The organism is uncultured Chitinophaga sp., from assembly GCF_937874145.1.
In the GTDB taxonomy this organism is placed as follows: domain Bacteria; phylum Bacteroidota; class Bacteroidia; order Chitinophagales; family Chitinophagaceae; genus Chitinophaga.
In genome coordinates this window covers 1-3,898 of record NZ_CALNBI010000023.1, presented here as the reverse complement: position 1 = coordinate 3,898, position 3,898 = coordinate 1, and the positions used below count along the sequence as shown (strand labels likewise).

The 3,898-nt window shown below is 57.3% G+C and carries 4 protein-coding genes; 3 read left to right on the top strand and 1 reads right to left on the bottom strand.

Going from position 1 to position 3,898, the window contains the following annotated elements; translation table 11 throughout:
• A partial coding sequence (locus Q0510_RS00730) for a DUF2851 family protein (RefSeq protein ID WP_298707331.1) occupies positions 1–1,068 on the top strand: 1,068 nt, incomplete at its 5' end.
• Positions 1,069–1,159: 91 nt separating this feature from the next.
• Here the strand turns inward: Q0510_RS00730 and Q0510_RS00725 are convergent.
• Entirely contained in the window at positions 1,160–1,567 is a 408-nt protein-coding gene (locus tag Q0510_RS00725; protein WP_298707330.1) for an OsmC family protein, read from the bottom strand.
• 163 nt (positions 1,568–1,730) lie between these two features.
• Here Q0510_RS00725 and Q0510_RS00720 point away from each other — a divergent pair, with 163 nt between their 5' ends.
• Both Q0510_RS00720 and lipA read left to right on the top strand, forming a co-directional pair.
• Entirely contained in the window at positions 1,731–2,558 is an 828-nt protein-coding gene (locus tag Q0510_RS00720) for a hypothetical protein (protein ID WP_298707329.1), read from the top strand.
• Between the two features lie 30 nt (positions 2,559–2,588).
• Positions 2,589–3,485, top strand: coding sequence for a lipoyl synthase (lipA, locus tag Q0510_RS00715; RefSeq protein ID WP_298707328.1), 897 nt, complete (start codon positions 2,589–2,591; stop codon positions 3,483–3,485).
• Positions 3,486–3,898 lie beyond the last annotated feature (413 nt).

The following is a 3,898-nucleotide window of genomic DNA, read 5'->3' as shown; positions in this document are numbered from 1 at the left end:
GAGCACGATGGTGCGGACGATGGCATTCCCGTCCTGGAGCTCCAGCCGCGCATCCCCAAATTCCTCCTCCGGCGCTACGGGGCGCTGATGGACAGTGCCGACGAGCTTCCCTGTTCCCGCCTGCTGGCCCGCGTGCCCGAGGGATTGTGGGAACAATGGCAGGCCAGGCTCACCATGCAGCGGATGGAGCGCAAGGCCGCCGTTTTCACCGGATGGCTGCAGCAAACGCGCGCCAATTGGGAGGAAGTATGCCTCCGCGCCGTGGCGTCCTGCTTCGGCATGCCGGTCAATACCGAAGCTTTCCGCGCCCTCATTGCCGCCACGCCCTTTACCGTCATGGCCCGGCAGCGCCATAGCCTGCCCGGGCTGGAAGCGCTGCTGTTTGGCCAGGCGGGCTTGTTGCCGGAGCGCCCCGTCGATGATTACCCCCGCCAGCTGTTGGAAGATTACCGCTTCCTGCGCCGGAAATACCAGCTGATGCCCATGGCGGCGCACGAGTGGCACTGGCTGCGCATGCGCCCTTCCTCGTTCCCGACCATGCGCATCGCCTGCCTGGCGGCGCTCCTGCACAAGGAGCCCCATTTGTTTTCCGCCATGCTCGACCGCCCCGGCGCCCGGGAGCTCGCTGCCCTCTTTACCGCGGCGCCCTCCGCTTATTGGGACCACCATTACCGGTTCGACGTACTTTCCGTCCGCACCGCAGCTATGGGCCGGCAGGCCGTGCAGGCCTTGCTGGTCAATGCCGTGGCGCCCCTGCTCCATGCCTATGGCGCTTATTTGCGCAACGAGGGGCTGCAGGAGCGGGGGATGGCATTGTGGCGGGCCCTGGAACCGGAGGATAACCGTATTATGAGAGGATGGCGGAACGAAGCCGTCATCGCCCGGTCGGCCGCCGAATCGCAGGGGCTCACGGAGCTGCGGCAGCAGTACTGCGATGTGAAAAAGTGCCTGGAATGCCGGGTGGGGCGGGAGCTGCTGGGGTTCGAAGGCGGCGTGAACGGCGGCGTTGGGGAAGCGGCCTGGCCGGGATGGGAAGGCGAAGAGGAGGGCGAAGAGGAAGCATGGTAGCACGAAAAAGCCGCCCCGCGGAGGGCGGCCGTATTCGTCCGGGAACGTGGCGGGAGGTTGTAACCTGCCGCGGGGGGAATCCGTTACAGGATTACCAGTTGAAAGTCACGTCCTGGTTAATGTCGGGATGGAGGCTTTTGGCGACCGGGCAGGTGAGCGCCGCGTTTTCGAGGATCTTGCGGGCGGTATCGTCGAGGCCGGCGGATGCGGGCATATCGAACACCACTTTCACGCCGGTGATCCTGCGGGGCTCGGTGCCCATGATTTTTTCGATGCTGACCTTCGTGCCGTCGATGTTCCAGCCCTTATCGCGGGCTTTGATGCCCATGATGGTGAGCATGCAGGAGCCGAGGGAGGAAGCCACCAGGTCGGTCGGAGAAAACCTTTCGCCTTTGCCGTTGTTGTCTACCGGTGCGTCTGTCTCGATCACCGAGCCGGAGCGGAGGTGGGTAGCCGTAGTTCTGAGTTCGCCGTTGTAAAGGATGGCAGCCATTTGCATATGGATGGTTTTTGGTGTAAAAATAAGTGTATTTTTAAGATTGTTTCCCTCTTCCGGCTATCGCGGGCCGGCGGTCAACTACGAACAAATTTGTGTATGTTTGTATAGGAATAAAACATAAAACGACATCCCGCGTTTTAATTTAAAATAATAGCGCAACACGGTGAAAAAATTCAACACACTTTTACTCCTCCTGCTGGCTTCCCTTACATTGCATGCCCAATCTGACCGCTCTGCGAAGAAGGCGGAAAAGGATGCGAAAAAGCTGCGCAAAATTTCTTTGTTCCGCGAGATCGAAGAAGGTGAGAACCTTTACAACCGTGAGTTTTCCGGCGGCTTCAGGCTAAATACGGATGGCTGGACCGGTTTCCTGGAAATGGGTTACCGCAAAAGCGCGACGACCGTGAACTTCTTCCAGTTCGAATTCTCCGAGAAAAAAGATCCCAAGCAGGACCGCTCCGCCAATTTTGTGCAAACGCAGGGTTTTGTCATCAGCACTTCTCCCTTCGTATACGGCAAAATGAATAATTTCTACCAGGCCAAGCTCGGCATCGGCCAGAAGCGGCTCATCGGCGGGAAAGGCAATAAAAACGGGGTGGAAGTGAACGCTATTTATTACGGCGGCGTATCCGCAGGCCTCATGAAACCCTACTACCTTGAGCTCATGAATACCGACGGTAACCCCGATTCCAGGAATTTCGTGAAGTACAGTGAGGAAACGAAGGACGATTTCATGGACAAATCCATGATCTATGGCGCCGGCGGGTTCTCCAAGGGATGGAGCGAAGTGAAATTCAATCCCGGCCTCCACGCCAAAATGGGTTTCCGGTTCGACTGGGCCAAGTTCAACGATATTATCTCGGCCCTGGAAGTAGGGGTAAACGCGGAATATTACACGAAAAAGGTGCAAATCATGGTGAATGGCGATAATAAGTCGTTCTTTTTCAACGCTTATGTAGGTTTGCAGTTAGGTAAACGTTGGAATAAGTAACTTTGCACTTTATTAAAGAAAGGATTTGCGATGCAAGAATTACCCGTAATCGCCGCCGAACCGGCAGCGCCCAGAGTGAAAAAGCCCGACTGGCTGCGTGTAAAGCTGCCGATCGGAGAGAACTACAGGCAGGTCAGAAACCTCGTAGACACACATAAACTTCATACCATCTGCGAAAGCGGCAACTGTCCCAATATGGGAGAGTGCTGGGGTGCCGGCACCGCCACTTTCATGATCCTCGGCAACGTCTGCACCCGCTCCTGCGGATTCTGCGCCGTAGCCACCGGCCGCCCGGAACCCGTAGATTGGGATGAGCCCCAGCGCGTGGCCGAAGCCATCTACCTCATGAAAGTAAAACATGCGGTGATCACCTCGGTTGACCGCGACGAACTGAAAGACGGCGGCTCCATCATCTGGGCCAACACCATCAAAGCCGTTCGCGCCCTCAACCCGGAAACCACCATGGAAACCCTCATCCCCGACTTCCGGGGCATCTGGGAAAACCTGGACCGCGTCATCGAAGCCGCCCCCGAAGTGGTATCCCATAACCTCGAAACCGTGGAACGCCTCACCAAACAGGTCCGCATCCAGGCCAAATACCACCGCAGCCTCGAAGTCATCCGCCGGCTCAAACAAGGCGGCATGCGCACCAAATCCGGTATCATGCTCGGCCTCGGCGAAACCAAAGAAGAAGTAGTGCAGGCCATGCACGACCTCTACGACAACGGTTGCGACGTAGTGACCCTCGGCCAGTACCTTCAGCCCACCCCCAAACACCTGCCGGTGGTGCGCTTCGTACACCCCGACGAGTTTGCGGAGCTCCGCGAGATCGGTTACGGCATGGGCCTCGACTATGTAGAAGCAGGCCCGCTCGTCCGCTCGTCTTACCACGCTGAAAAACACATCTTCAGCGGCAGAAAACAGTAAAATCAGTCTTCCTGATACCAACCCGGAGCCCCGCGCCCCGGGTTTTTTTATGGGTTCCGCCGGGATTTCTCCGGGTTTACCCGGGAGATACTGAGGGTTTACTCAAGGGGGTAATGTATATCAAAGGCATATCTAGCGGCATAATAGCGTACCGGCAGCTACTGATTATCAATGTATTCCCTCTTTTTTACCCCTGATTATAGGCATTCGGTATACATGCGGCCGGAAATTTAAACTGCCGGCCTTCGATCTTCCGCCCGGATTGTATATTTTTCTGCCATGACACGATTGTTGCTTTTCCTGACCATGCTCCCTGCCGCCACGATGGCGCAACTGCGCTGGCAGCCCTCCGCCACGCACAACGAAGGCCTCCCCGAAGGCGCCCGCGTTTACCAGACCACCGATCCCGTATC

Excerpts from the sequence above, each read along its gene's own strand:
- Q0510_RS00725 (WP_298707330.1), bottom strand. The coding sequence starts at position 1,567 with ATGCAAATGGCTGCCATCCTTTACAACGGCGAACTCAGAACTACGGCT.
- lipA (WP_298707328.1), top strand. The coding sequence starts at position 2,589 with ATGCAAGAATTACCCGTAATCGCCGCCGAACCGGCAGCGCCCAGAGTG.